The sequence below is a fragment of the Bradyrhizobium sp. AUGA SZCCT0182 genome (genome assembly GCF_018130185.1).
Lineage (GTDB): Bacteria > Pseudomonadota > Alphaproteobacteria > Rhizobiales > Xanthobacteraceae > Bradyrhizobium.
This window is the reverse complement of the sequence record NZ_JAFCLY010000017.1, coordinates 32,501-53,229: the sequence shown is the minus strand read 5'-3', so window position 1 is coordinate 53,229 and position 20,729 is coordinate 32,501. Positions and strand designations below refer to the sequence as shown.

The window sequence follows — 20,729 nt, the reverse complement described above, 5'->3', positions numbered from 1 at the left end:
CAGAGGCGCTTTCTTGTCCAACCATCAGAGCGCGGTCAGCACCATGCGCCGGCAACACCCGCGCGAACTCCCCCTGGCTAACGCCAGTTCGTAGGGCGGGTTCTCTTTAACCCGCCATCTCGCTAGGCAGCCATCGTTTCGGGAGATCAGTGATACAGTTTGTAGACCCATTCGATCGTCGGCAGTGACGTCCCCACAAATACGCCGATCGAGAACGCCTTTCGAATTGGTGTCCCCCAAGGAAACCATCTCGCTCCGCCCATAAAATATACTGCGGCCCAACCGAGAGCAAACACCGTCCAATCGCGCCAAGCGATTTCCATTGCCACTGCAACTATAGCTGCGAAAGGAATAGGCCTAACCGGGAAAGAAGTTGCCCAATCGACTCCCGCACAGGGCCTGACGGGGTCATTTGTTTCTGTTCCATCTTTCAGCCGGTGTGCAGTAGCAGGTAGAAGGATTACCGGATGTCGCGGGGCCTGTCATCGGGCGTGCATTCGCGCGACCCGTTGGCTCATCCGGGCTGACCATCGACCGGCTGAAGCGAGAGCAGCGAATTTAGCAGGCGGTGATCGACTGATATGCATTTCGCGCAGCGACGAGCCACTTATCATGGCCGTCGCGATTGGCTACACTGCTCCAATCGAAATCTAGAAAATCACCTGACATAACGGGAGTGAGACAGTGGATCTTGGAATCAAAGGCCGCCGCGCCATCGTATGTGCCTCCAGCAAAGGTTTGGGACGCGCCTGCGCGATGCAACTGGCCAATGAAGGCGTGCACGTCACCTTGACGGCGCGCGGCGCCGAGGCGCTGAAAAAGACCGCCGATGAAATCCGCAAAGCGCATCCCGGCGTAACGGTGACGGAAGTCGCCGGCGACATCACCACGCCCCAGGGACGCGCGGACGTGCTCAAAGCCTGTCCCGATCCGGACATTCTGATCAACAACGCCGGCGGCCCGCCGCCCGGCGATTTCCGCAACTGGACCCGCGACGACTGGATCAAGGCTGTTGACGCCAACATGCTCACCCCGATCGAGCTGATCAAGGCGACGGTGGATGGCATGATGGCGCGCAAGTTCGGCCGCATCGTCAACATCACCTCCGCCGCGGTGAAATCGCCGATCGACATATTGGGCCTTTCCAACGGCGCCCGCGCCGGCCTCACCGGCTTTGTTGCCGGTATCTCGCGCAAGACCGTGATCAACAACGTCACCATCAACGGGCTGCTGCCGGGTCCCTTCGACACCGACCGCCTGCGCGGCACCGCAAAGGGCGAAGCCGAGAAGCGCAAAATCGACGTCGAGCAGGTGCTGGCAGAGCGCGCCAAGCTCAATCCCGCCGGACGGTTCGGCACCCCGGAAGAATTCGGCGAGGCCTGCGCCTTCCTGTGCAGCGCCAAGGCCGGCTTCATCACCGGGCAGAACATCCTGCTCGACGGCGGTGCGTTCCCCGGAACGCTGTAGTGTAAGGGGCGCCAGATGAAAGCGGTCTGGTACGAGCGGACGGGCCCTGCGCCCGAGGTGCTGACCTATGGCGAGATGCCGACACCTGAGGCCGGCCCGGGCGAAGTCCGGGTGCGGCTGAAGGCGTCCGGCGTCAATCCCGCCGATGTCGGCCGCCGCGGCGGCAGCTATCGCGCGATGGAATATCCGCGCGTGATCCCCAACAGCGACGGCGCCGGGATCATCGACCAGGTCGGCGAAGGCGCCATGCATCTGAGAGTCGGCCAGCGCGTCTGGCTGTTCAACGGTCAGCGCAACGGCCGCGCCTTCGGCACCGCGGCGGAGTACATCGCGCTCGCCGAGCATCTGGTGACGCCGCTGCCGGACAGTCTTTCATACGCCGCCGGCGCCACGCTCGGAATTCCCGGCATGACGGCGTGGTGCTGCCTGTTCTGCGATGGTCCGATTACGGGAAAAACCGTGCTGGTCACCGGCGGCGCCGGCGCGGTCGGCCATTATGCGGTGCAACTTGCAAAATGGGGCGGCGCGCAGGTGATCGCGACCGTCAGTTCGGAAGCGAAGGCCGAACAGGCGCGGCTTGCCGGCGCCGATCTCGTCATCAACTACCGCAATGATGACGTCATCGCCAAAGTGCTGGCCTTCACCGGCGGGCGCGGCGTCGACCGCGTGGTCGACGTCGATTTTGGCGGCAACATCGCCATCACCCTGAAATTGATGGCGATGAATTCGACCATCGCGGTCTACGCCACCAATGGCAATCGCACGCCGCTGGTCCCGATGCGCGACCTGATGGAGAAATGCATCGCGCTACGCGCGCTGGTGCTGTTCGCACTGCCGCCGCCGCTGCTGGCCGCAGCCCAGGCCGACATCACAAAATGGCTCACGGCGGGCAAGCGCATCCACAACGTGGCCCGGGAGTTTGCACTGTCGGAGACGGCCCAGGCGCATCTCGCGGTGGAAAAGGGCGACAAGCTCGGCACCGTCATCGTCGACTGCGCGCGGTAGCTGACTCCCTCGCCCCGCTCTTGCGGGGAGAGGGTTGGGGTGAGGGGCTCCCTCAACGAGCGATTTGCTGGTTGGATAGACCTACCCCCTCACCCGGCGCTACGCGCCGACCTCTCCCCGCAAGCGGGGCGAGGTAAGCAAGAAACGAAACAAGGGAGGAACCGCCGGATGCACTGGACGATAGGCAAGGTCAAAATCACCAAGGTCGTCGAGCTCGAGACCGTCGGCAGCACCCGCTTCATCCTGCCGCTCGCGACCAACGAGGAGATCCAGAAGCTGCCCTGGCTGATCCCGCATTTCGCCAATGAAGAGGGCCGCCTCAAAATGTCGATCCATTCGCTGCTGGTGGAGACACCCAAGCGGCGGATCATCGTCGACACCGGATTGGGAAACGACAAGCAGGGCCGCAACGTACCGACCTGGAACAACCGCCAGGACCCGTTCCTCGACAGATTGACCGCGGCGGGCTTTGCGCCTGACAGCATCGACACGGTGCTCTGCACCCACCTGCATGTCGACCATGTCGGCTGGAACACCAGGCTGGTCGGCGGCCAGTGGGTGCCGACCTTCGCCAACGCCCGCTATGTGTTCGGCAAGACCGAATTCGAGCACTGGCGCGACCACAGCGACGAGCCCGACAAAAAGGCGGTGTTCGGCGATTCCGTCAAACCGATCGCGGATGCCGGCAAGGCCGATCTGGTGCCGAGCGATGCCAGGCTTTCGGACGAAATCACCCTGATCCCGACGCCCGGCCACAGCCCCGGCCATATGAGCATCCACATCAAGTCCGACGGCCAGGAGGGCCTGCTCACCGGCGACGTCGCCCATCACCCCTGCCAGATGGCCCATCTCGACTGGTCGTCAACCGCGGATTCCGACCCCAAAGCGTCGGCCGTGACGCGGCGCGAGCTGTTCGGGCGTTTTGCCGACACGCCGACGCTTGTCATCGGCGGGCACTTCAATGCCGGCCATATCAGGCGCGAGGGGGACGCCTTCAAGTTCATCGCGCTGGGGTGAACCCGGATTGTAGGGTGGGTGGAGCGAAGCGATACCCACCGCCTCAGGATGCAGGAAAGCTGGTGGGTATCGCTGCGCTCCACCCACCCTACGAATTAAGAGACCTGCAATGCGGGGCGCTTCCGTGGTTGAATTTCCCCGCCCGCTGTTCCATGAAGCATTCCAAGTAAATAAACCCCTGAGGGAGCAGTACAATGAAGCTTGTTCGTTACGGCGCGCTTGGCCAGGAAAAGCCCGGCCTGATCGATAAATCCGGCCAGCTGCGCGATCTTTCCGCGCATGTGAAGGATCTTAACGGCGAGGCCTACGCGCCCGCTTCGCTGGCCAAGCTTGCAGCATTGGACCCCTCAAAACTTCCCGCCGTCGACGGCAAGCCGCGCTTCGGTGCGCCGGTCACCGGCATCTCGAAATTCGTCGCGATCGGCCTCAACTACGTCGATCACGCCAAGGAAACCGGCAATCCGATTCCGCCCGAGCCGATCTTCTTTTTGAAGGCCAACACCTCGCTGAGCGGCCCGAACGACGCGATCGAAAAGCCGCGCGAGTCCAAGAAGCTCGACTGGGAAGTCGAGATCGCCGCCATCATCGGCACCCGCGCCAAATATGTCAGCGAGGCCGACGCGCTCAATCACGTCGCCGGCTACTGCGTCTGCAACGACGTCTCCGAGCGCTACTTCCAGCAGGAGCGCGGCGGCCAATGGACCAAGGGCAAGTCTCACGACACGTTCGGCCCGGTCGGCCCATGGCTGGTGACCAAGGATGAAATCGCCGACGTGCAGAAGCTGTCGATGTGGCTCGACGTCAACGGCAAGCGCTGCCAGACCGGCTCGACCTCGACCATGATCTTCACGATGGCGAAGTGCATTGCCTACGTCTCGACATTCCTCACGCTGCTGCCCGGCGACATCATCACCACGGGCACGCCGCCCGGCGTCGGCGCCGGCATGAAGCCGCCGCAATTCCTCAATGTCGGCGACGTCGTCACCCTCGGCATCGAGGGCCTCGGCGAACAGCGGCAGCAAGTCATCGAGGCGTGAGGTTGGCGGGGTGGAGCACTTGCTCACTCGTCGTCATGCCCGGCCTTGTGCCGGGCATCCACGTCTTGACGGTGCATCGGCAACGAAGACGTGGATGGCCGGGACAAGCCCGGCCATGACGGAGAAACGAACTGGTCAGGGAATAACAACATGAAACTCAGCTTCTCTCCCGCCTCGCCATTCGCCCGCAAGGTCCGCATCGCCGCGATCGAGACCGGGCTGATCGACAAGATCGAATTCATTTCGGCGACGGTGGCGCCCGGCACCGTCAACGAGGAATATTCGAAGATCACGCCGCTGAAGAAGCTGCCGGTGCTGATCCTCGACAATGGCGACGTCATTCTGGATTCCTACGTCATCGTCGAGTATCTCGACGAACTCGCCGGTGGCAACAGGCTGATCCCGGCCTCCGGCCCGACGCGCTGGCAGGTCAAGTCGGATCATTCGCTGCTGCAGGGCATGCTCGATGCCATGCTGCTGTGCCGCTACGAGGGTATGGTGCGTCCGCAGGAATTGCGGTGGAAGGCCTGGTCCGACGACCACTGGAACCGGGCCTGGACCGGCATGGCGCGGTTCGAGAACAAGCTAGAGGTGCTGTCGCGGCCGTTCGACATCGTGCAGATCGGCCTCGTCTGCGTGCTCGGTTATGCCGATTTCCGCTTTGCCGATTGCGGCTGGCGCAAGGCGTTCCCGAAGCTCGATGCCTTCCATCAGAAAATGCTGGAGCGGCCGTCGGTGAAAATCTCGGCTCCCCCGCCGGCGTAACAATGGAGACGGCAGCATGCGTGAGGGCGGCAGGAAATTGCGGCGCCTCGGCATCGCTGCCGTGCTCCTGCTGTCGGCGTCCGTGACCGCGCTGGGACAAACCGGCATGGCTTGCGGAACGCCCACCGCCCTCGACGATGGCTGGGCCATCGCCTCCCCCGAAAGCGTCGGCCTCGATGGCGCGCGGCTTTGTGCGATCGCGGCGCGCCTGAAGGAAATTCAGGCCAACGTCCACGCCGTGGTCATCGTCCGCCACGGCAAGCTGGTGTTCGAACAGTATTTCGCGGGCTATGACGAGCCCTGGGGCCAGGGCGGCGGCCAGCACGCGTTCGACGCCACGACGAAGCACGACATGCGTTCGGTATCGAAGAGCGTGATCTCGCTTTTGGTCGGCATCGCGGTCGACCGCAAGCTGATCGCGAGCGCGGACGAGCCCGTCGTCAAATTCTATCCTGAATACGCTTCCGACAAATCGCCGGGCTGGGACCAGGTCACGCTACGCCATCTGCTCACAATGTCGTCCGGCATGCAGTGGGACGAGAACCGCGCCTGGAACGATCCGAAGAACGACGAACCGCATTTGGGCGGCGAGACCGACCCGATCCGCTACATTCTGTCGAAGCCGATCGTAAAGCCGCCGGACAATGTGTGGACCTATAATGGCGGCGGGACGGATTTGCTCGGCAATATCCTCGAACGCGTCTCCGGCAAGCCGCTGGAAGCGTTCGCGCGCGAGGTGCTGTTTGGGCCGATCGGAATTACCGATCTGGAATGGAAGACCTACTCGAAGAACGGCAAAGTCGCTTCCGCCGTCGGCCTGCGGATGCGGCCGCGCGATGCCGCCAAGCTCGGTCAGCTCGTGCTCAATCGCGGCACCTGGGGCGGACAACAAATTGTCTCGCCGGAATGGATCGAGCAATCGGTGCGGCCGCGGTTTCAGGCGATCGGCTATTTCAGCGGGCTGTTCTTCTATGGCCAGCAATGGTGGATGGGCCGTTCTATCGCGCAGGAGAAGGAAGTGAAATGGATTGCCGCGATGGGCCTCGGCGGCCAGCGGCTTTTCATCGTGCCCGACCGCGACCTTGTGGTGATGACGACATCAGGGCTTTATCCTCAACCACGCCAGGGCGACGGAGCGTTGGATATGATGGCGAACTACATCCTTCCCGCCGTTCGCGACGACAAGAACAAGGAAAAGCCATGAGCCTGAAATTCACCGTCGGCGATCTCACCATCCACCGTATCATCGAGCAGGAAGCCGCCTTCGTGCCGGCGCTGGAGATGCTGCCGGGGCTAACGCCGGAACTGCTGGCGGAAAACCGGGGCTGGATGCAGAAGGCCGGCGCGCTCGACGCCAATGACGTGCTGATCCTGTGCTTCCAGTCCTACATCGTGAAGACGCCGCACCACACCATCCTGATCGACAGCTGCATCGGCAACGACAAGCCGCGGCCGCTGCGTCCGAAATGGAACATGAAGACCGACGACACTTATATCCGAGGGCTTGCCGCGGCGGGTTTCGCCGTCGGCGATATCGACTATGTCATGTGTACGCATCTGCATGTCGATCACGTCGGCTGGAACACGCGGCTGGAAAACGGCCGCTGGGTGCCGACCTTCCCGAAGGCGCGTTACGTGTTCGGCAAGACCGAGTTCGATTACTGGACCGAGACGCATGCCAAGACGCCGGTACCGCCGTTCGGCGACAGCGTGTTGCCGGTGGTCGAAGCCAGACAGTCCGAAATCGTGCGCGACGATTTTGCGATCGGCGACCACGCGCGCCTCTTGCCGACGCCGGGCCACACCCCCGGCCATCTCGCCTTCACCTTCGGCCGCGGCAAGGACGATGCGGTGTTCTCGGGCGATCTGATGCATTCGCCGCTGCAGACGCGCTATCCGGAAATGTCGGTCAAGTTCGACGTCGACCAGGCGCAGGCGGGCGTCACGCGCCGCAGTTTCCTCGAACGCTATTGCGACACCGACACGCTGTGCTGCACCGCGCATTTCCCCTCACCGTCGACAGGCAAAATCCGTCGCGCCGGCAACGGATTTACCTGCGAGGCGATATGAGCGCGGCCCCGGAAACACCTGCCTTCGAAACCCTCGCGCTGGAACGGGTCGACGAGCACGTGACGATCGTGCGGCTGAACCGGCCGGACGCCTCCAATGCGCTCAACACCCAGATGGGCCGCGATCTCGTGCGCTGTTTCGAGGATGTGGCGCTCGACCCCGCCAATCTGCGCTGCATCGTCCTGACCGGATCCGGCGACAAGGCGTTCTGCGCCGGCGGCGACCTCAAGGAACGCCGCGGCATGACCGACGAGCAATGGACGCGCCAGCACGTGATTTTCGAGCGGATGGTGCGGGCGCTGATCGACTGCCCGGTCCCGATCATCGGCGCCGTCAATGGCGCGGCCTATGGCGGCGGCTGCGAGATCGCAGGCGCTTGCGATTTCCTCTACGCCGCCGAGACCGCACGCTTTGCCCTGACCGAGGTCACGCTCGGCATCATGCCGGGCGGCGGCGGCACGCAAACCCTGCCCCGCGCGGTCGGCGAGCGCCGGGCCAAGGAACTGATATTGACCGGCAAGCCGTTTACGGCAGCGCAGGCGCGCGACTGGGGCCTCGTCAACGAAGTGTTTCCGCAAGCCGATCTATTGCCGGAAGCGCTGGCGACCGCGTCGCACATCGCCCGCAACGCCCCGATCTCGGTCCGCCAAGCGAAACTCGCGGTCCACCGCGGCCTGCAATCATCGCTGCGCGACGGGCTTGCGCTCGAGATCGAGGCCTATAACCGGATGGTGCCGACCGAGGACCGCCGCGAAGGCGTGCTGGCGTTCAACGAAAAGCGCCCGCCGAACTTCAAGGGCAAATAATCTGCCTCAATCGAACAGGTTCGGCGTGTGGTTCACGACCGCGCCTTCGATCGCCAGCATTTTGAGTTTCGTCACCACGCCGCCATTGGCGGAGAAGCCGCCCGGCTTGTTGCCCGCCGCCAGCACGCGGTGGCAGGGCACCACGATCGGACAGGGGTTGCGGCCGAGTGCCTGGCCGACGTCGCGCGACAGCTCGACGCCGCCGAGCTTTTTCGCGATGTCGCCATAGGTCATGGTCTGGCCCGGCGGAATGGTGCGCGCGATGTCGTAGACGCCGCGGTTGAATTCGGGCACGCCGTCGAGGTCGAGCACGACGTCCGCCAGGTCGTTCGGCTTGCCGGCCAGGAGTTCGACGATACCTTCAATCGCAGCCTGCACGTTCGCCGGCGGATGCGCCTCGTCGATGTCGCCATGGCGCTGCTGCAGCCGGGTGCGGGTTTTCTTCTCGTCGCCCATCGGCAGTTGCACCGACACAATGCCGCGCTCGCCCCACACGATGCCACAGCGGCCGATCGGGGTGTCGAATATCGCAAATTGCTGTTCGGTCATGATCTCGCTCCAGATCCTCTCGCTCCGATAGTTTGAGCTTGATGCTGGTCCCAAATCTAGGCTTGGAGATTGTTGCTATCCACCCGAAACCTGAGGGAACTTGACGGCATAAACAACTTCCGATGATGTGGGATATTCACCGTTCAATGGCGCCGCCCCGCACACCGAGCCCCCCATGCAAACCCTCCCCGTCAACGGCTTCGACATGGCCTATCTCGAGGCCGGTGACGGCCCGCCGCTGGTGTGCGTGCATGGCTCGCTGTGCGACTTCCGGATCTGGTCGTCGGTGATGGGGCTGCTGTCGAAAAAACACCGCGTCGTCGCGCCGTCGCTGCGGCATTTCTTTCCCGACCATTGGGACGGAATCGGCGACACCTATTCGATCGCGCAGCATGTCGACGACGTGATCGCCTTCATCGAGAAACTCGGCATCGGACCGGTCGATCTGATGGGCCACTCCCGCGGCGGGCACATCACGTTTCGCGTCGCGCAGCGCCGGCCGGACCTGTTACGAAAACTGATCCTGGCCGAGCCCGGCGGCGAACTCGACGCCTCGCTCGATCCCGCCTACGAGCCCGGCCCCTCGCCGCTGGCGGCCCGAATTGCAGCGTCCGCGGAGGTCATCGCCAAGGGCGATATCGATGGCGGGCTTGCCATCTTCATCGACGCGCTCGAAGGACCCGGGGCCTGGAAGCGCCTGCCGGCGACGCCGAAGCAGTTGCTGCGCGACAACGCCACCACGCTGATCGGCCAGATGCGCGACTCGCGTCCGCCGTTCTCCAAGGCGGATGCGGAAGCGATCACGACGCCGACGCTGTTCATCGGCGGCGCCAACACCAGGGGCACGCCGCCGCTGGTGCTGCGTGCGCTGGCCGCGAATGTGAAGGGGTCCCGCACCGAGATGATCCCCCGCGCCACGCATCCGATGTTCGAACAGGCGCCGCAGAAATATTGCGAGATCGTGCTCGCGTTCCTGGCAGAGGCTTGATCCCATGCAAACGCTTCCCGTCAACGGCTACGACATCGCCTATCTCGACGTCGGACAGGGCCCGCCGCTGGTCTGCGTCCACGGCACGCTCGGCGATTTCCGCACCTGGTATCCGGTGCTCGGACCGCTGTCGAAAAAACACCGCGTGATCTCGCTCAGCCTGCGGCACTTTTTCCCGGAGCACTGGGACGGCGTCGGCGACGACTATCTGATGGCGCAGCATGTTGCCGACGTGATCGGCTTCATCGAGCAACTGAAACTCGGCCCCGTCGACCTGATGGGCCATTCCCGCGGCGGGCATATCGCCTTTCGCGTCGCCGAGCAGCGGCCGGATCTATTGCGCAAGCTGGTGCTCGCCGAGCCCGGCGGCGACCTCGACGCCACGCTCAGTTCAGCCGGTGCAGGCCCGGGTTCGTCGGCGATTGCGGCGCGGATTCCGGCCGCCGTAGAGAAAGTCAAAAGCGGCGATATCGACGGCGCGCTCGACCTGATCGTCGACATGATCGATGGCGAGGGCACGTGGAAGCGACTGCCGGCCGCACCCAAACAGCAGCTCCGCGACAACGCCTATACGCTGATCGGCCAGGTCGGCGAGAAACGCCGGCCATTTTCACGCAGCGAAGCGGAATCGATCAGGATGCCGACCTTGCTGATCGGCGGCGGCGACACGCAGGGCTCGCTGGCCCAGATCTGGCGCGTGCTGGCACTGCATATTCCGGGCGCCAGAACGGCCGTGATCCCCGGCGCCCGCCACTGGATCTTCGATCAAGCGCCGACGGAATACTCCGACGCCGTAATGGAATTCCTGGCGGCGTGATCGCCGCCGGTTGTCATTTCTGATCGAGAATCCATGCGCCGTCCCAATCGGCGGCCGGCGGGTTTGCCTGAAACTCACCGATGCGTTTGATGAATACCCTGGACGGCCCGTCGCCGGGGACCGCTTCGAGCCCGGCGCTGAAGGCGTGGCGCGCGTCGTCCCAACGGCGCTCGCGATAGGCGGCGAGCCCCTTCGAATAACTGTCCAGCAGCGACACCTGGTCCGGCGTGAGTTCGTCCTCGCGCCCGATGATCTCGAACACCGTCTCCGGCTGGCTCTGGCCGACCACGACCAGACGGTCGATCTCGCGAAACGCCAATCCGTCACCGGCTGCGGCGATGGTCGGCGCCGAGACCAGGCAATGGCTGCCATAGGCCTTGTTGGCGCCCTCCAGCCGCGACGCCAGATTCACCGCGTCGCCCATCACCGTGTAGCTCATCATGAATTCCGAACCGATGCTGCCGACCAGCACCTCGCCGGTCGCAACGCCGATCCGGACGTCGCAGTCGCTCGGCACCGTGCGCACGCCGAGCAATTCGGGAAGCTCCGTCCGCAACGTTGTACCGCGGCGAGCCATGTCGATCGCAGCCAAACATGCCAGCCGCGCCTGCTCGCCGTCTTCGTTGAACGGAGGACCCCAATAGGCCATGATCGCGTCGCCGATATATTTGTCGATGATGCCATGATGGTTGCGGATCGGCCCCGACATGGTCGACAGATAATGGTTCATGACCTTGACCAGCCCCTGCGGCGTCATGCCCGTGCTGAGGCTGGTAAATCCCTTCATGTCGCAGAACAGCACGGTCATCACGCGGCGCTCGCCATCGGTTGTGGTCAGCGATTGACGGTTGATCAATCCTTCCACGACGCGCGGGTCGATATAGCGGCCGAAGGTCTCGCGCATCTTCTCCTTGTGACGCAGTTGCTCGACCATGTTGTTGAACGCGGACGTGAGCTGGCCGATCTCGTCCCGCGTGGTGACGTCGATCGATCCATCGAGGCGGCCGGCCTCGACGGCGCGGGTGCCATCCAGCAGCCGCCGGACCGGCCGGGTGATGCCCATGCTGACGAAGATCGCGAACATCAACCCCAATACGGCCGCCAGCACCGTCAGGATCATGGAGATCACAATGGCCTTTTGCTGGTCACGCATCGTCACCACGGCATCGCTGCGGACCTGCACCAGCATATCCTTTCGGATTTCCTCCACCTTCTGATTGAAATCGTCGCGCAGCGTGTCGGCCCGGGCGAGGCTCGCCCTTACCTCGGCGAAATTGCCGGAAGCGAGCAGTGGCAACATCCGCTTGTTCTCATCGCTCAAGTAGCGGCGAAGGTCCTTGTTGACGTTCTCGATCCGGTCGTCGATCCGGCCGAGCCTGGCGTTATCGGAATCGGTAGAGGTGTCGTCGATGATCGCATTGATCAGCACCCGCGCGGCCTGCGCCTCTTTGTCGATCTCCAGGTCTTTCGCCTCATAGGTTTTTTGATGCTCCGCAAAAGCGGCATCATCCGGCGGCGACTGCGTCTTTGCGATTACCATCCTGCGAACCGCCAGCGCCTGCTCCAGCGAGCGGACATTCATCCGCGCCAGATGCCCGTAGGCCTCGACATATTTGCCGCTTAACTCATCGAGCTGATGGGCGACCTTTCGCGTCATCACCGTCGACAGAACCGATGTGATCGCCATCAGGACGATCAGCCCGACCGCGATGGCAAGGATTCGTTTGCGGATCGACGGTCGCAACATGGCTCGGGGCTCTGACATAACGGGCGGACCGGAATGGATGGTGGGGCAAACGAAAAAGCCCGGCCGATCGGGATCGGCCAGGCTTGTTCTTTAGCTCGCGCAGGTAAATTAAGCACGAGCCCGCGCACTGGAATTGCGGCCAGTGTCCCGGGATTCCGGGCCGGACCCCCGCGTAATCGCCCCTCACACCTTCCAGACGCCCACCGGCTGGCGCACGGCGACGTTGAGCCTGTTCCAGACATTGATGTTGGCGATCGCCAGGACCAGCGCTGCAAGCTCCTGTTCGTCGAACTGCTTGTCGGCCTCATTCCAGATCGCATCCGGCACCGGGTCGGCGCGGTCGCTGATGCGGGTCAGCGCTTCCGTCAGCGCCAATGCGGCCCGCTCGGCGTCCGTGAAGTAAGGCGTGTCATGCCAGGCCGCGACCGCGAACAGCCGCTCATCGGTCTCGCCGGCTTTCTTGGCGAGCTTGGGGTGCATGTCGACGCAGACGCTGCAGCCGTTGATCTGGCTGGCGCGCAGATGCACCAGTTCAAGCAGCTTTTCCGGCAAGCTGTTCTTGGTCAGTTCGCCGAGCGAGTGCAGCGCCTTCATGGCGTCGGGAACGACCATGACGGGGTGGTTCATTCGAGCCTGCATCATCTTTGATTCTCCATCCAATTTTGTTCGGTTTTGACGCCGCCGTGCCGATTTGCTGTCACATCGGCACGGTTTCGTTCGTCATAGCCAAGACGGAACGCGACATGGGAATGTGACCAATGGACGAGAAAAAGTTTCTGGCCGAGAAATTCGAGGCCAACCGAGGCCATTTGCGGGCGGTGGCCTACCGCATGCTGGGATCGACCGCCGAGGTCGACGATGCCGTGCAGGAGACCTGGCTGCGCTTGAGCCGCACCGATACCGGCGCGGTCGAAAACCTCGGCGGCTGGCTGACCACGGTGGTCGCCCGTGTCTGCCTCGACATGCTGCGGTCACGCAAATCGCGGCGCGAGCAACCGATCGGCCCGGATGTGCCGGAACCTGCGGCCAACGACGAACACGAGCGCGATGCTGATATGGCCGATTCCGTCGGCGCGGCGCTGTTGGTGGTGCTGGAGACGCTGGCGCCGGCCGAGCGGCTGGCCTTCGTGCTGCACGACATGTTTGCCGTTCCCTTTGAGGAGATCGCACCGATCGTCGGCCGCACGCCCGCCGCAGCGAGGCAACTCGCCAGCCGCGCCCGCCGCCGGGTGCAGGGCACCCCGCCCGCGCCGGACGCCGATTTCAGCCGCCAGAGACAGATCGTCGATGCGTTCCTGGCGGCCTCGCGCAGCGGTGACTTCGAAGGACTGCTCGCGGTGCTGGATCCTGACGTGGTGTTCCGTGCCGACCAGGCCGCTCAGCGGCTCGGTTCGCTGCCGGAAATCCGCGGCGCTGCGGCGGTTGCCGAAACCTTCAAGGGCCGCGCCCAGGCCGCAAGGCCCGCGCTGGTCGACGGCGCGCTGGCGGTCGCCGTCGTCCTCGGCGGGCAATTGCGCATCGTGCTGCGGCTGACCATCAGCGGCGAGCGGATATCGGCGGTGGACGCGGTGGCGGACGCGGAAGCGATCGGCACGTTCGACGTGGAGGTGCTTGCGCCCGGCTAGCTTCGGCCAGAGTTCCACACGTCAAAGCCCCCTTGACCGTGCAGCCAGCCAGGGGTATGAATACCGAATACGGAATTCCGTATTCCATTTTGGACGGCTGGCATGATCCCGTTAGATCCGCTCCCCAACCTGATCGACCAGGTCTATGCCCGGATCCTCGAGGCGATCATTGATCGGACGCTGCCGCCGGGGCAGCGCATCACCCAGAACGAGCTGGCCGAGAAGCTTGGCGTATCGCGCCAGCCGGTTTCCCACGCCCTGCATCTGCTGCACCGGCAGGGCCTGGTGGCCGAGAGCGGCCGCCGTGGGTTCGAGGTCACCGAGCTCGACCCGGCGCGTATCCGCCAGCTCTACGAGGTCCGCGGGGCCATCGACGCCCTGGCGGCACGGCTTGCCGCCGGACGCGTGAAGACCGACACGGCCGGGCGCGCGGCGCTGGAAGCGGCACTGCAAGCCGGCCGGACCATCGGCGAGGACACCCCGCTGGCGCGGCTGATTGCGCTCGACGTCGACTTTCACAGCGCGATCTACCGCCTCGCAGGAAACCCCGCGATCGAGGAAATGATCGCACCGCAATGGCCGCATATGCGCCGCTCGATGGCCACCGTGCTGGCCGAACTCGACTACCGCGACAGCGCCTGGAGCGAACACGAGGCGATCGCGGTGCAGATTCTGGCCGGCAAGGCTGGGGAAGCCGAGGCCGCGGCATTGGCGCATGCGCAAACGGCGGGACGGATGACGGAGGAAAGACTGAGGGCGACGGATAGGGCGGCGTAAGTCGTCATTCCGGGGCGTGACGAAGTCACGAGCCCGGAATCCATAACCACGATCGTGAGTATGGATTCCGGGCCTGCGCCAAGAGGCGCATCCTGGAATGACAAACAATAGAAAATAAACCAGGAGGAACGACCATGAAACTCACGCAAGAGCAGATCGACTATTTCAACCGCGAAGGCTGGCTGTTTCTGCCCGAGCTGTTCAGCCCCGAGGAAGTGGCCTATCTCGCGCGCGAGGCCGAAGGCATCTACGACGCTGATCGACCCGAGGTGTGGCGCGAGAAGAGCGGTGCGCCGCGCACCGCCTTTGCGGCGCATCTCTACAACGAGGCGTTCGGCGTGCTCGGCGCGCATCCGCGCATGATCGAGCCGGTCGAGCAGGTGTTCGGCGAAAAAGTCTACATGCATCAATACAAGATCAACGCCAAATCCGCCTTCACCGGCGACGTCTGGCAATGGCATCAGGATTACGGCACCTGGAAGCGCGACGACGGCATGCTGCTGCCGCGCGCGATGAACATCGCGATCTTCCTCGACGAGGTGATGCCGATCAACGGTCCCCTGATGCTGGTGCCGAAGAGCCAGCACGCCGGCGACCTCAAGGCCTCGCACGATCTCGAAACCACTTCCTATCCGCTGTGGACGCTGGACGAGGCCACGGTGACGAGGCTGGTGAAGGAAGGCGGCATCGTCGCGCCCACCGGCAAGGCCGGCGGCATGCTGATGTTCCACGGCAATCTGGTGCACGGTTCAGCCGGCAACATCACGCCCTATCCGCGCAAGATCGTCTATTTGACGCTGAATGCGGTTTCCAATTACATCCGCACCCCGACGCGGCCGGAATATATCGCCCATCGCGACTTCAAGCCGATCCAGACCGTGGACGACGACGCGTTGCTGCGATTGGCGCGGGCGCATCGCCAGGCGGCGGAGTAGAACCGCTCTCGTGCCCCGGACGCAGCGCAGCGTGCACAGGATCGCGCTACGCGCGATTCCGACGTTGCGCTGCTGAGCCGGGGCCTTTCTTTCGATCGTCCACTTGGGTCCCGGCTCTGCGGAGCAGCGTTTCACGCTGCACCGCGTCCGGGACACGCCACACCCGGAAATCCGCCATGAACCTCCACCACCTCCTCCAGGCCCGCCATGCGGCGGGCAAACCGGTTCGCGTCGCGCTGATCGGCGCCGGCAAATTCGGCTCGATGTTCCTGGCACAGGTGCCGCACACGCCTGGACTTGAGGTGCCGCTGATTATCGATCTCGACCGCGACCGCGCGCGCGAGGCGTGCCGTACCGTCGGCTGGGACCAGGAGCGGATCGCACGGACCGCCTTCACCGATGATGGCGCGCGCGCGATCGCGGGCGGCGCAATGGATGTCGTGGTGGAAGCGACCGGCAATCCGGCCGTCGGCATCCGGCATGCCCGCGCCGCGATTGCCGCCGGCAAGCATGTCGTGATGGTCAATGTCGAGGCCGATGTGCTGGCAGGTCCGCTGCTCGCGGAGGAAGCCCGCAAGGCCGGCGTGGTCTATTCGCTGGCCTATGGCGATCAGCCTGCGCTCACATCAGAGATGGTGGACTGGGCGCGCGCGACGGGATTCCGCGTCGTTGCCGCCGGTAAAGGTACAAAGTATCTGCCAGCCTATCATGATGTGACGCCGGAAGGCGTCTGGGGCCATTACGGCCTCACCGCGGATGAAGCGCAGTCGGCGGGCATGAACCCGCAAATGTTCAACTCGTTTCTGGACGGCACCAAATCCGCGATCGAGATGGCGGCAATCGCCAACGCTTGCCAGCTCGACGTGCCCACGGACGGCCTAAAGTTTCCGCCCTGCGGCGTCGACGACCTGCCGCATGTGATGCGGCCGCGCGACAAAGGCGGCGTGCTGGAGAAATCCGGCGTGGTCGAAGTGGTGTCGTCGCTGGAGCGCGACGGACGCCCGGTGTTTCGCGATCTGCGCTGGGGCGTCTACGTCGTGCTCGAAGCGCCGAACGATTACGCCGCTGACTGTTTCAAGCAATACGGGCTGAAGACCGACGCCTCGGGCCGGTATGCGGCGATGTACAAGCCCTATCATCTGATCGGGCTGGAGCTGAACATCTCCATCCTGTCGGCGGCACTGCGCAATGAGCCGACCGGGCAGCCCCATGGTTTTCGCGGGGACGTCGCGGCGGTCGCCAAACGCGACTTACGCGCCGGCGAAATGCTCGACGGCGAAGGCGGCTACACGGTGTGGGGCAAGTTGATGCCGGCGGCCGCCAGCCTCAAAGCCGGCGCGCTGCCGATTGGTCTGGCCCATCGCGTCAAGCTGAAGAACAACGTCGCCCACGGCGCGGTGGTGCGCTGGAGCGATGTCGAGGTCGACGAAGCCAACGATACCATCAAGACGCGCAAGGCGATGGAAGCGAAGTTTGCCGCGACGGGTAACATGTAGCGATTGGATTACACTTGGTTCCGGCGGCAAACCGCCTCGATGTTGTGGCCGTCGGGATCGAGCACGAACGCGCCGTAGTAATCTTCGTGATAATTCGGGCGCAGTCCCGGTTGCCCGTTGTCTCGTCCCCCGGCTGCGAGCGCGGCCTGGTGAAATCGATCTACGGTTTCCCTGTCGTGGGCCGCAAAGGCGACGTGGCTGCCGGTCTGCGAAGCGTCTTTCTCGCCGATCCAGAAGAATGCCTTCCGGTCGGCCCCATAGCCGGCGGCGGTTGGACCGTCAGCGTACAAGCGCTCGATGCCGAGCGGACGGAGCGCCTGATCATAGAATTTCCTTGACCGCTCGATATCGCTGACGCCCAGCGAGACGTGATCCAGCATCTTGAGTCTCCAATGTTTCATCCCGTCAAATCATGATGGCATCTGGCGCGGATCAGCGCAGCCCCCGAGAGTGCTACGGCAGCAAGCGGCTCGATCGCGCCAGTCCGAACCACTTCCGGAACATCGCCTCGGTGTCCATCATCTCCGTAAAGCCGGCCTGGTTGATCTTCACCGTCGAGACGATCGAGGGCGGGCCCGATTGGGTCTGGCCATGGCGCATGCTGTAATCGGCATACTGGAATGACAGGCCGACAAATTCTTCAAGGCCGGGCGAAATCAGATTATGCTTGCGCCGCAACTCGTCCCACGGCGCGATCCACTTGGGATATTCCTGCGCCAGCGACAGCGGCACGGCGTTGCCCGGCTTCATCTCAAGCGCATCTGCTATCGCCGGCCAGACATTCTCCCAGGTGAAGACATCGCCATTGGTGACGTTGAAGGCTTCGTTGCGCGCGGCGGCCGCCTCGCCGGCCCAGGCGATCGCGCGCGCCAAAAGATCGACGTCGACCGCTTGCGACACCCGCGCGGCACCGCCGGGATAATCGAGCGGCCGGCCCTGCTCGCGCAGCATGGCGGCATAGACGCCGAGCGGCGGGATCAGGTCCATCGCGCCGCCGATTGTCTCACCGACGATCAACACCGGACGCAAAATGCTCCAGTGCCAGGCCTTGCCCTGCTGCAGCTCACGCAGGAAATTCTCCTGCGCCCAGTAGAAATTCGGCTGCTCGTACATTTCCGAGCGGCCTTCGCGCGCCGGCACGGTGAGCGGGCGGACGTGGACGCCATAGGCCTTGGTGCCCTGCAGAAGTGCGACATGCCGAAGCTGCGGCGCGACCGGTTCGAGCGCGGCCATCAGATTGCGCAGCATCAAATCGTTGGTGCGGATCTGATCCTGATCGCGCCAGCCGTCGACCAGATTGGGCGCTTCATACAGCGCAGCGTAGACGAGATGGGTGGCGCCCTGCAGTTCGGTTGCAGCGCGCCGGCACTGCGCGGGATCGGTGAGGTCGATCTGCACGTGCCTGAAGCCATGGAGCTCGCGCGGCCTGCGCCGCGACAGCGCCAGAACGTCGCATCCCCCGGCGGCGCCGAAGTGCCGCAATGCGGCATTTCCCACCAATCCCGTGGCGCCCGCGACCACGACCTTCTTCTCTGCCATTTCCGGCTCCAGCGGCGATTACCGGCCTTCCTATCAGACCAACGCCGGTCGCGTCAGTCTACGTCTTAGCCTTTCGTCGTGTGAAGGCCGGGCATGTGAAGGCCGGACCATTGCGTAAACTTATTGCAGCTGTTCGCAGCTGCGGCGGGGCCAGAACCCTTGATTATCGACCCCCGATTGGTCATCCTGACCTACGGGTTTGAAAGGATTGATCTCAATCACCAATCGAACGTCGGCCATCGTCGGACAGAAACGACAATTCAAGATCGTTGTCCCGTGGTCAGTATTAAAAAACAAAAGGGGAAACGAATGAAACGTCGTGATTTTATCAAAGTAGGCGGTGTCGGTCTCGCTGCGACTGCGGTCGCATCACCTGCCATCGCGCAATCCAATCCTGAAATTAAGTGGCGGCTTGCGGCCAGCTGGCCAAAGGCACTCGATACGCTCTACGGCGGCTGCGAATTTTTCTGCAAGCGCGTTGCCGATATCACCGACAACAAATTCCAGATTCAACCGTTCGCCGCCGGCGAAATCGTGCCGGGCCTGCAGGTGCTCGACGCCGTCTCCAACGGCACCGTCGAGATGGGCAACACGGCGCTTTATTACTACTGGGGCAAGAATCCCGCGTTCACCTTCGGCACCTCGCTGCCGTTCGGGCTCAACACGCGCGCGCATATCGCGTGGATGCGGTTCGGCGGCGGCATGGATATGCTGAACGACCTAATGAAGGAATATAAGGTCACCGGCGTTCCGACCGGAAGTACGGGCGCCCAGATGGGCGGCTGGTTCCGGAAGGAAATCAAGTCGATGGAGGATTTCAAGGGCCTGAAATTCCGCGTCGGCGGTTTCGCGGGCACCATCATCGCCAAGGTCGGCGGCGTCCCGCAGCAGATCGCGGGCGGCGACATCTATCCGGCGCTCGAAAAGGGCACCATCGATGCGGCCGAATGGGTCGGTCCCTACGACGACGAGAAGCTCGGCTTCGTCAAGGTCGCCAAGTACTACTACTATCCGGGTTGGTGGGAAGGCACCGGCCAGGGCCACAACATCATGAACACCGAAAAGTTCAACGCCCTGCCGAAGCACTATCAGGCCGCGATCGAAGCCGCGTCCTACGACACGTTCAGCTGGGTCACCGGCAAATACGACTACGTCAACGCCGCAGCCTTGAAGCGGCTGCTGGTGGCCGGTGCGATCCTGAAGCCGTTCCCGCAGGAAGTGCTGGAAGCCTGCTACAACGCGGCGAACGAGATCTACGCCGATTTGTCCAAGACCAATCCGCACTTCGCCAAGATGTACACCAGCCTGACCGCCTTCCGCGCCGAATCGGTGGCGTGGATGCAGGTGGCCGAACTGAGCTACGACAGCTTCATGATGCGGATGCGCACCAGGACCTGAGGCGTTACAGTCAAAACGACAAAAGCCCCGGAGATTTCTCCGGGGCTTTTTTGTTGGGCGGCTTGACCGCGGTCTTGTTGTTAGAGCGTTTGTCTGGAGCTTCGGTTCTGATCCAATCAGAACCGATAAGCCTCTAGTCCTCGCTGAGCGCCTCGGCGAGCTTGTCGTAGTACTTCGTCACCAGGTCGATATTGCCCTTGTTCTCGATCACCGGCTGCGGCGATTTCAGCGCCTCGTTGAGATCGGCAAGCGCTTCCTTCTTGTCCTTGGCCGCCATTTTCTTGTCGGCCTGGACCTGTGCGATTGCTGTCTTGAGAACCGCTTCGGCGCCGACATACTTCTTGGTCGCCTGATCGAACCCGCTCAGCACCAATGTGATGTTGTCGACGACAATGTTGTAATCGTCAAAGTTGGCAAAACCGTTCTTCTTGGCGATGCCGTCGAGCTGGGCGGTAATCTTCGGATCCGGCTTGGCGTTCTCGTCGATCTTTTCGGTGATCGGGTCCATTTCCTTGGCGGCGGAGAGCACGCCCTGAACCTGGGCTTCGGTCAGCGCGATCTGCTTGAGCGGAGCTTCCTGTTGGGGCGGCGGGGGAGCCGGCGCGGGAGCGGCCTGCTTCGGCGGCGCCTGCTTGGCCTGCGCCATCGCGTCGCCGCTGGACAGCGCGGCCATCGCAAATGCGAGGCTGGC

At 63.5% G+C, this 20,729-nt stretch carries 21 protein-coding genes; 15 read left to right on the top strand and 6 right to left on the bottom strand.

Translation table 11 applies throughout. The features are described 5' to 3' along the window. Window positions 1-684: 684 nt before the first annotated feature. From JQ611_RS19130 to JQ611_RS19095, 8 genes are all read left to right on the top strand, one after another. On the top strand, window positions 685-1,467 hold the full coding sequence (locus JQ611_RS19130; protein ID WP_192738251.1) for an SDR family oxidoreductase: 783 nt from the start codon (window positions 685-687) through the stop codon (window positions 1,465-1,467). 15 nt (window positions 1,468-1,482) lie between these two features. Further along, complete coding sequence (locus tag JQ611_RS19125; RefSeq protein ID WP_212466272.1) at window positions 1,483-2,472, top strand: NADPH:quinone reductase; 990 nt, start codon at window positions 1,483-1,485, stop codon at window positions 2,470-2,472. A gap of 168 nt (window positions 2,473-2,640) precedes the next feature. After that, window positions 2,641-3,489 carry an MBL fold metallo-hydrolase gene (locus tag JQ611_RS19120; protein ID WP_212416038.1) on the top strand — a complete coding sequence of 283 codons (849 nt, stop codon included), beginning with the start codon at window positions 2,641-2,643 and terminating at the stop codon, window positions 3,487-3,489. A 194-nt stretch (window positions 3,490-3,683) separates the two neighbouring features. After that, window positions 3,684-4,526, top strand: coding sequence for a fumarylacetoacetate hydrolase family protein (locus JQ611_RS19115; RefSeq protein WP_212033656.1), 843 nt, complete (start codon window positions 3,684-3,686; stop codon window positions 4,524-4,526). Window positions 4,527-4,676: 150 nt separating this feature from the next. Further along, window positions 4,677-5,291, top strand: a complete 615-nt coding sequence (locus JQ611_RS19110) for a glutathione S-transferase family protein (protein WP_212267165.1) — start codon at window positions 4,677-4,679, stop codon at window positions 5,289-5,291. 16 nt (window positions 5,292-5,307) lie between these two features. Continuing rightward, on the top strand, window positions 5,308-6,495 hold the full coding sequence (locus tag JQ611_RS19105) for a serine hydrolase (protein ID WP_212466271.1): 1,188 nt from the start codon (window positions 5,308-5,310) through the stop codon (window positions 6,493-6,495). After that, entirely contained in the window at window positions 6,492-7,361 is an 870-nt protein-coding gene (locus tag JQ611_RS19100; RefSeq protein WP_212466270.1) for an MBL fold metallo-hydrolase, read from the top strand. The genes JQ611_RS19105 and JQ611_RS19100 overlap by 4 nt, the downstream gene beginning before the upstream one ends. Further along, window positions 7,358-8,167, top strand: coding sequence for an enoyl-CoA hydratase/isomerase family protein (locus tag JQ611_RS19095; RefSeq protein WP_212466269.1), 810 nt, complete (start codon window positions 7,358-7,360; stop codon window positions 8,165-8,167). Before JQ611_RS19100 ends, JQ611_RS19095 begins: the two co-directional genes overlap by 4 nt. Before the next feature lie 6 nt (window positions 8,168-8,173). Here the strand turns inward: JQ611_RS19095 and JQ611_RS19090 are convergent, their stop codons facing one another. Further along, the gene (locus JQ611_RS19090; protein ID WP_212267157.1) at window positions 8,174-8,716 is read right to left on the bottom strand and encodes a methylated-DNA--[protein]-cysteine S-methyltransferase; all 543 of its coding nucleotides are present in this window, start codon (window positions 8,714-8,716) and stop codon (window positions 8,174-8,176) included. 175 nt (window positions 8,717-8,891) lie between these two features. Between JQ611_RS19090 and JQ611_RS19085 the strand changes: the two genes are divergently transcribed. Both JQ611_RS19085 and JQ611_RS19080 read left to right on the top strand, forming a co-directional pair. After that, on the top strand, window positions 8,892-9,704 hold the full coding sequence (locus JQ611_RS19085) for an alpha/beta fold hydrolase (protein ID WP_212466268.1): 813 nt from the start codon (window positions 8,892-8,894) through the stop codon (window positions 9,702-9,704). 4 nt (window positions 9,705-9,708) lie between these two features. After that, the gene (locus tag JQ611_RS19080; RefSeq protein ID WP_212466267.1) at window positions 9,709-10,521 is read left to right on the top strand and encodes an alpha/beta fold hydrolase; all 813 of its coding nucleotides are present in this window, start codon (window positions 9,709-9,711) and stop codon (window positions 10,519-10,521) included. 13 nt (window positions 10,522-10,534) lie between these two features. On the opposite strand, the gene JQ611_RS19075 is transcribed toward JQ611_RS19080, so the two are convergent. Together JQ611_RS19075 and JQ611_RS19070 are read right to left on the bottom strand one after the other, a co-directional pair. Next, window positions 10,535-12,268: an adenylate/guanylate cyclase domain-containing protein gene (locus tag JQ611_RS19075; protein WP_212466266.1), complete on the bottom strand. Its 1,734-nt coding sequence runs from the start codon at window positions 12,266-12,268 to the stop codon at window positions 10,535-10,537. A gap of 183 nt (window positions 12,269-12,451) precedes the next feature. Continuing rightward, window positions 12,452-12,907 (bottom strand): carboxymuconolactone decarboxylase family protein, encoded by a 456-nt coding sequence (locus JQ611_RS19070; RefSeq protein ID WP_212267288.1) that lies wholly within the window; start codon window positions 12,905-12,907, stop codon window positions 12,452-12,454. Between the two features lie 119 nt (window positions 12,908-13,026). On the opposite strand from JQ611_RS19070, the gene JQ611_RS19065 reads away from it, so the two are divergent. From JQ611_RS19065 to JQ611_RS19050, 4 genes are all read left to right on the top strand, one after another. Next, window positions 13,027-13,893 (top strand): sigma-70 family RNA polymerase sigma factor, encoded by an 867-nt coding sequence (locus JQ611_RS19065; protein ID WP_212466265.1) that lies wholly within the window; start codon window positions 13,027-13,029, stop codon window positions 13,891-13,893. A 102-nt stretch (window positions 13,894-13,995) separates the two neighbouring features. Then, complete coding sequence (locus JQ611_RS19060; protein WP_212466264.1) at window positions 13,996-14,670, top strand: GntR family transcriptional regulator; 675 nt, start codon at window positions 13,996-13,998, stop codon at window positions 14,668-14,670. Window positions 14,671-14,804: 134 nt separating this feature from the next. Then, window positions 14,805-15,605 (top strand): phytanoyl-CoA dioxygenase family protein, encoded by an 801-nt coding sequence (locus JQ611_RS19055; protein ID WP_212466263.1) that lies wholly within the window; start codon window positions 14,805-14,807, stop codon window positions 15,603-15,605. A gap of 176 nt (window positions 15,606-15,781) precedes the next feature. Beyond that, window positions 15,782-17,101 (top strand): NAD(P)H-dependent oxidoreductase, encoded by a 1,320-nt coding sequence (locus tag JQ611_RS19050; protein WP_212466262.1) that lies wholly within the window; start codon window positions 15,782-15,784, stop codon window positions 17,099-17,101. Window positions 17,102-17,109: 8 nt separating this feature from the next. Here the strand turns inward: JQ611_RS19050 and JQ611_RS19045 are convergent, their stop codons facing one another. Together JQ611_RS19045 and JQ611_RS19040 are read right to left on the bottom strand one after the other, a co-directional pair. Beyond that, window positions 17,110-17,481, bottom strand: coding sequence for a VOC family protein (locus JQ611_RS19045; RefSeq protein WP_212267286.1), 372 nt, complete (start codon window positions 17,479-17,481; stop codon window positions 17,110-17,112). Window positions 17,482-17,554: 73 nt separating this feature from the next. Then, a complete protein-coding gene (locus JQ611_RS19040) occupies window positions 17,555-18,640 on the bottom strand; it encodes an NAD-dependent epimerase/dehydratase family protein (RefSeq protein ID WP_212267135.1) in 1,086 nt (361 codons plus the stop codon). 309 nt (window positions 18,641-18,949) lie between these two features. On the opposite strand from JQ611_RS19040, the gene JQ611_RS19035 reads away from it, so the two are divergent. Then, on the top strand, window positions 18,950-20,038 hold the full coding sequence (locus tag JQ611_RS19035) for a TRAP transporter substrate-binding protein (RefSeq protein WP_212267132.1): 1,089 nt from the start codon (window positions 18,950-18,952) through the stop codon (window positions 20,036-20,038). Window positions 20,039-20,171: 133 nt separating this feature from the next. Here the strand turns inward: JQ611_RS19035 and JQ611_RS19030 are convergent, their stop codons facing one another. Further along, on the bottom strand, window positions 20,172-20,711 hold the full coding sequence (locus tag JQ611_RS19030) for a hypothetical protein (protein ID WP_409411283.1): 540 nt from the start codon (window positions 20,709-20,711) through the stop codon (window positions 20,172-20,174). Window positions 20,712-20,729 lie beyond the last annotated feature (18 nt).

Excerpts from the sequence above, each read along its gene's own strand:
- JQ611_RS19125 (WP_212466272.1), top strand. The coding sequence starts at position 1,483 with ATGAAAGCGGTCTGGTACGAGCGGACGGGCCCTGCGCCCGAGGTGCTG.
- JQ611_RS19120 (WP_212416038.1), top strand. The coding sequence starts at position 2,641 with ATGCACTGGACGATAGGCAAGGTCAAAATCACCAAGGTCGTCGAGCTC.
- JQ611_RS19115 (WP_212033656.1), top strand. The coding sequence starts at position 3,684 with ATGAAGCTTGTTCGTTACGGCGCGCTTGGCCAGGAAAAGCCCGGCCTG.
- JQ611_RS19110 (WP_212267165.1), top strand. The coding sequence starts at position 4,677 with ATGAAACTCAGCTTCTCTCCCGCCTCGCCATTCGCCCGCAAGGTCCGC.
- JQ611_RS19105 (WP_212466271.1), top strand. The coding sequence starts at position 5,308 with ATGCGTGAGGGCGGCAGGAAATTGCGGCGCCTCGGCATCGCTGCCGTG.
- JQ611_RS19100 (WP_212466270.1), top strand. The coding sequence starts at position 6,492 with ATGAGCCTGAAATTCACCGTCGGCGATCTCACCATCCACCGTATCATC.
- JQ611_RS19095 (WP_212466269.1), top strand. The coding sequence starts at position 7,358 with ATGAGCGCGGCCCCGGAAACACCTGCCTTCGAAACCCTCGCGCTGGAA.
- JQ611_RS19090 (WP_212267157.1), bottom strand. The coding sequence starts at position 8,716 with ATGACCGAACAGCAATTTGCGATATTCGACACCCCGATCGGCCGCTGT.
- JQ611_RS19085 (WP_212466268.1), top strand. The coding sequence starts at position 8,892 with ATGCAAACCCTCCCCGTCAACGGCTTCGACATGGCCTATCTCGAGGCC.
- JQ611_RS19080 (WP_212466267.1), top strand. The coding sequence starts at position 9,709 with ATGCAAACGCTTCCCGTCAACGGCTACGACATCGCCTATCTCGACGTC.
- JQ611_RS19075 (WP_212466266.1), bottom strand. The coding sequence starts at position 12,268 with ATGTTGCGACCGTCGATCCGCAAACGAATCCTTGCCATCGCGGTCGGG.
- JQ611_RS19070 (WP_212267288.1), bottom strand. The coding sequence starts at position 12,907 with ATGCAGGCTCGAATGAACCACCCCGTCATGGTCGTTCCCGACGCCATG.
- JQ611_RS19065 (WP_212466265.1), top strand. The coding sequence starts at position 13,027 with ATGGACGAGAAAAAGTTTCTGGCCGAGAAATTCGAGGCCAACCGAGGC.
- JQ611_RS19060 (WP_212466264.1), top strand. The coding sequence starts at position 13,996 with ATGATCCCGTTAGATCCGCTCCCCAACCTGATCGACCAGGTCTATGCC.
- JQ611_RS19055 (WP_212466263.1), top strand. The coding sequence starts at position 14,805 with ATGAAACTCACGCAAGAGCAGATCGACTATTTCAACCGCGAAGGCTGG.
- JQ611_RS19050 (WP_212466262.1), top strand. The coding sequence starts at position 15,782 with ATGAACCTCCACCACCTCCTCCAGGCCCGCCATGCGGCGGGCAAACCG.
- JQ611_RS19045 (WP_212267286.1), bottom strand. The coding sequence starts at position 17,481 with ATGCTGGATCACGTCTCGCTGGGCGTCAGCGATATCGAGCGGTCAAGG.
- JQ611_RS19040 (WP_212267135.1), bottom strand. The coding sequence starts at position 18,640 with ATGGCAGAGAAGAAGGTCGTGGTCGCGGGCGCCACGGGATTGGTGGGA.
- JQ611_RS19035 (WP_212267132.1), top strand. The coding sequence starts at position 18,950 with ATGAAACGTCGTGATTTTATCAAAGTAGGCGGTGTCGGTCTCGCTGCG.
- JQ611_RS19030 (WP_409411283.1), bottom strand. The coding sequence starts at position 20,711 with ATGGCCGCGCTGTCCAGCGGCGACGCGATGGCGCAGGCCAAGCAGGCG.